The sequence below is a fragment of the Protofrankia sp. CiP1_Cm_nod2 genome (genome assembly GCF_920664355.1).
In the GTDB taxonomy this organism is placed as follows: domain Bacteria; phylum Actinomycetota; class Actinomycetes; order Frankiales; family Frankiaceae; genus Protofrankia.
In genome coordinates, this window is sequence record NZ_CAKKTL010000237.1 from 1 (window position 1) to 5,017 (window position 5,017).

Genomic DNA, 5,017 nt, shown 5'->3' on the forward strand with positions numbered 1-5,017 from the left:
GAGCAGCCCTGCCAGCACGCCGGGGAAGGCCGGCTCGGCCAGCTGCCCGCCGGCGCGCCGGCGCGGCTCCCCGGGCGCGGCGGCCCGCGACGGCGACCATGTGCCGACAGCGTCGCGCCATCCGGCCAGCGCGGTGGCGGTTTCCGGGGTGGTGGCGGTGACGATGCCGGCGGCGACCCGCGGCTGGACGTCGGCGAGATCGCGCATGACGGCGCCGAAGGCGGCCAGCGTGCTGACCCGTCCGAGGTAGGAGCGCGCCGGCTCGGACGGGACCGGCGGCGGGCTCGCCCGCGTGACCGATTTCGCCGCCAGCCGCCGTCGGACGAGGCGCGCGAGGCGGGCGGCGGCGCTGCCCGCGGGCAGCCCGGCCCACTCGTCAACGTCGGATCGCGCTGTCCGTTCGGCCGGGCCCGCGTCGACGTGTACGAACAGGACGGTGGGCCGGTGCGGGTCGACCTCGTCGAAGGCGTCCACGAGCAGGGGCAGGTCGTTGCCGCCGACGTCACGCAGAGCAGCGGCGATCTCGTCGTCGGACAGCTCGTCGAGCAGCCGGGTGATGCCGGCTCCGGACGCCCCGGGCCCGGCGAGACGTCGGCGCAGCTCCGCCCCTGACGAGCGCAGCAGCTCCTGGAACTCGGCGCGGCCCATCCCGTCGAGCCGACGGCGCAGCGCCTGCCCGCCCGGCCTGCCGAACAGGGCGGACAGCGTCCGTCCATAACTGACAGTGAGTACCTGCCAGTTGGCGGCGGCGAAGAGACGCGCCTGGTCGGTGACACCCGCCTCGGCGGCGATAGCCGCGCCCGGATGAGCAGGGACCGTGACCACCCACACCAGCTCGCCCAGGCGGCGCACCCGCGGATCGGTGACCGGCTCCCACACCGTGCCGTCGAACAGCTCGGTGTGGTCGAGCAGGCAGATCTGCCGTCCGGGTGCCCCCGCGGCGACCGTCGTGGCGGCGCCGGCATGCTCACCGGTACCGGTCGGCGCGGCGGCACCGGCATGCCCGATGATCTCGTCTGGTGCGGTGATGCCGGGATGGTCGGCGACATACCGCGTGGCGAGGGCGTCCCAGGCCGTCACCGCTGGTCCGGAGCGTGCGGTCACGGTCACGCCGACCAGGCCCGGCGGCCACGGCAGGCGCTCTGCCGCCGCCGGGCCTCCGGAAGCGGGCCGCGGCTGAGCTCCGGGCGGGCCGGCTGGGCCGGAGCCGGGGGGAGCAAGCAGGCGGTGGACGGCGTCCAGCAGCGGGAACGCGGCCGGGGGCACCCGGAGCTGGTCACCCGCACGCAGCGCGTCGAACCACAGAACGGTGATCAGGCTTGCCAGGGAACGCGTGGCGGTGCGCAGAGCGGCAACGCCGCCGACACCGCCGCCGCCGACATCGCCGACGGCCGGCCCGCCGGGCGGCGCCGCGTCCGCGATGTCGTCGATCAGCGCGGCGGCCAGGCCGCGCAGCCGTCGCTCGATGTCGATGAGGGCCGGCAGGTCGAGGGGCTCGACAGTGACGGGGGCGGGCAGGAGGCTGTCGGCGCGTGCGGGCGTGACCGGTGCGCCGGCCACCGGACCGGTCGTGGCGCCGGCCGCAGGACCGGTCACGGCGCCGGCCACGGACGCCTGCGGTGTCCGGAGCCGTCCGTGCACGGCAGCATGGGTCTCACCCGGCGCAAGCAACCTGGCCTCCGTCGACACGATCTGTCCCATATCCGGACGATGAGCCCCTGTCAAAGGTTGTGCTCCCGCGCCTCCGCCCGCCCCACCCGGCCGAAGGCCGCGCGATGATGTTTTCGTGGGGCTGGCGGCCGGTGGGTGGGGTGGTGGGCCGAAGGCCGCGCGATCATATCTTTTGTGGTGGTTTCCACCGGTTTATCTTCCGGGAATCCGGCCTGATGGGCGCGGGCGAACCGGGTCTCTGGGCGGCGGCGGACCCGGATTCGTCAGTCCATTAGGCGTCGGTCGGGTTTTCGCCGCGCACCTGATTTCCTCACTCCTCCTGTTTTCTTCATCCTTTCTTCATTTTTTCGGCGTGGTGGTGAGTTCGGCCAGGCGGCCGCGCAACGCGGATTCGGGCCGCCCGCCGATTTCAACGATCTTCATCCGGCTGGTGGCGCCCCTGACCAGCACGACCTCGCGGCGGCGCACGCCGAAGGCCGTTGCCAGCGCGCGCAACGCCGATTCGGTGGCCCGTCCGTCCACCGCCGGCGCGGTCACCCGGACGACGAGGGGTGCGGTGGCATCCGACGGGCCGCCGCCGGTAGGGTCGTCCGCCGCGGTGGGCTCCTGGGTCGAGGGCTCGCCCGAGGCTTCGGCCGCGGAGGCAGGGAAGCCGCCGCCGACCGAGGTCCGGGCCGAGCGGGGGCAGACTCTGATCGTCAGACGCACCGTTGCATCGTCCCGCGAAGCGCCCGGACGGGCGATCGGGTCCGGGTGGCCCGGGCTCGTCCCACTCAGGTGATCTTTGCCGGTGGCCTGGGGGCCGACCGGTGGAACGGGTGTTGCGGGGTCGTCCGGCCCAGGTGGCCCAGCGATGATCACGGGCTGGGTGCCCGGGCACCCTGAATGCAATGAGAATTCAGCGTGTCACCTTGGGTAATAACTCTGGAGCGTGCGATGCGGCAGCTAGCATCGATCCCATGGTGGACGGTGAGGGACGAGTAGCTCTTGTTACCGGCGGTAATCGAGGGATCGGCGCCGCGGTCGCGGCCGCGCTGGCCGCGAATGGTGACCGGGTGGCGGTCGCCAGCCGTGGCGGTGACGCGCCGGACGGTTTGTACGGCGTCCGCCTGGATGTCACCAGCGCGGAAGGCGTCGACAAGGCGTTCACCGAGGTGGAGGCGGAACTCGGGCCGGTAGAGATACTGGTGTCCAACGCCGGGATCGCCCGGGACACGCTTCTTCTCACCATGGGTGAGGACGCGTTCCAGGAGGTCCTCGACACCAACCTGCTGGGCGCCTACCGGGTGGCCAAGCGCGCGGCACGGCCCATGCTGCGCCTGCGACGCGGGCGTCTGATCTTCATCTCCTCGGTCTCGGCGTTGGTCGGTTCCCCCGGGCAGTCGAACTACGCCGCGTCCAAGGCCGGCCTGATCGGCTTCTCCCGCTCTCTCGCCCGGGAGCTCGCCCCCCGCGGTATCACCGCGAACGTGGTCGCCCCCGGCCCGATCCGCACGGACATGACCGACGCGCTCACCGACGCCCAGCGGGACAACCTGGTCAACCAGGTCCCGATCCGGCGGATGGGCGAGCCGGAGGACATCGCCGCCCTGGTCGCCTTCCTGGCCTCCCCCCAGGCCTCCTACATCACCGGCGCGGTGATCCCCGTCGACGGCGGCCTGAGCATGGGCCTCTAACTTGCCGGTCCGGTAGCGCGGATATCATCCACGACCACTCGTACAGGCCATGATCCAGGCGATTTTGTCGTTGTGTACGCTTTTTGGCCGCAAAAGCGTACACAACGACCAAATTGTGCCGATCTTCTCCGGTGGCTGGCGCTCCTCGAAGCGTGCCACCGTTCGGGGGACACGTATGGTTACCCGGCCGGCGCTCTAGCCTGCCGCGCACACCGCACGGATCAGAGCGGACGGAGCGTTGGCGTGGCCTGTACGCTCGTTCATCCCGCGTTTCCGGCGTCACGGCTCCCATTCGCCGGCCCGGATCGCCGGTCAGGCCGGCCCGGATCGCGGGACTGGGCGGTGAGCCGGGCCGCGCGGCTCTTGCGGTGGCGCGTCCTCGGTTCGGGCCGGGGGCGGGGTGTGTTGTGCCCCGAGCGCAGGGGACGATGACGGACGTGTCGAGTGACAACCGGACCATGACCACGCCCGGGACCGTGACCGCGCCCGGGGGCACGGCCGGGAGCGTGACCGTGCCCGGGAGCGTGACCGTGCCCGGGAGCGTGACCGCGGCCGGGACCGCGCCCGGCCGGACCGGGCCGGTGCCCGTCGACGCGTTGCTGCTGGTCTCCTTCGGGGGCCCGGAGTCGCCGTCCGACGTCATGCCGTTCCTGCGCAACGTCACCCGCGGGCGGGGCGTGCCGGACGAGCGGCTGGCCCAGGTCGCCGAGCAGTACCGCAGCCTCGGCGGCCGCAGCCCGATCAACGACCAGAACCGGGCGCTGCTGGCCGCGCTGCGGGCCGAGCTCGCGCCGCTGCCGGTCTACTGGGGCAACCGCAACTGGTCACCGTTCCTCGTCGACGCGCTCGAGGCGATGCGGCGGGACGGCGTCCGCCGGGCGGCCTGCTTCGTGACGTCCGCCTTCGCCTCCTACTCCGGCTGCCGCCAGTACCGTGAGGATCTTGCGAGGGCGCGGGCCCACCTCGGCCCGGACGCGCCGGAACTGATCAAGCTGAGGCAGTACTTCGACCATCCCGGTTTCGTCCTGCCCATGGTCGACCATGTCGTCGGCGAGCTGGCCACGATCCCGGCCGGGTCGCGGGCGCAGACGCGGCTGGTCTTCGTCGCACACTCGATCCCGCTCACGCAGGCGGCGGACAGCGGCCCGGACGGGGACGCCTACCCCCGGCAGCTGGCCGCCGCCGCCGAGGTGATCGTCGAGCGGGTGGCGCTGCGCACCGGCCGCCGTCACCCGCACGACCTGGTCTACGCCAGCCGCAGCGGCCCGCCGGGCGTGCCGTGGCTGGTGCCGGACGTCGGCGACCATCTGACGGCGCTCGGCTCGGCCGGGCGGGCCCAGGCGGTCGTGGTGGTGCCGGTCGGTTTCGTCAGCGACCACATGGAGGTTGTCCACGATCTCGACGTGGTGGCGGCGGAGCGGGCCCGGGAGGCCGGGCTGATCTTCCGCCGGGCGTCCACGGTGGGTGTCGACCCCCGGTTCGTCACCATGGTCCGGGAGCTTCTCGACGAGCGCAGGTACGGGCACCGCCCCCGGGCGGCGCTGAGTCCGCTGGGCCCCGGCCACGACGTGTGCCCGCTGTGGTGCTGCGCCCCGCGTGGGCCGGGCCGCCGGCTGCCGGCCGCCGCCGGCGTCCCCGCGGACGAGCGCCCCGACGCCCCTGGCCCCGAC

The 5,017-nt window shown here is 73.3% G+C and carries 3 protein-coding genes and 1 pseudogene; 2 read left to right on the forward strand and 2 right to left on the reverse strand.

Translation table 11 applies throughout. The features are described from left to right. Together NBW84_RS20280 and NBW84_RS20285 are read right to left on the reverse strand one after the other, a co-directional pair. Nucleotides 1–1,671 (reverse strand): annotated as a pseudogene (locus NBW84_RS20280) (hypothetical protein); the annotation flags it as partial. Nucleotides 1,672–2,010: 339 nt separating this feature from the next. After that, the gene (locus tag NBW84_RS20285; protein WP_250286460.1) at nucleotides 2,011–2,379 is read right to left on the reverse strand and encodes a DUF167 domain-containing protein; all 369 of its coding nucleotides are present in this window, start codon (nucleotides 2,377–2,379) and stop codon (nucleotides 2,011–2,013) included. A 251-nt stretch (nucleotides 2,380–2,630) separates the two neighbouring features. Here NBW84_RS20285 and fabG point away from each other — a divergent pair, with 251 nt between their 5' ends. Then, nucleotides 2,631–3,347, forward strand: coding sequence for a 3-oxoacyl-ACP reductase FabG (gene fabG, locus NBW84_RS20290; RefSeq protein ID WP_250286461.1), 717 nt, complete (start codon nucleotides 2,631–2,633; stop codon nucleotides 3,345–3,347). Between the two features lie 530 nt (nucleotides 3,348–3,877). After that, on the forward strand, nucleotides 3,878–5,017 hold a 1,140-nt coding region (locus NBW84_RS20295), incomplete at its 3' end, for a ferrochelatase (RefSeq protein ID WP_445548784.1).

Excerpts from the sequence above, each read along its gene's own strand:
- fabG (WP_250286461.1), top strand. The coding sequence starts at position 2,631 with ATGGTGGACGGTGAGGGACGAGTAGCTCTTGTTACCGGCGGTAATCGA.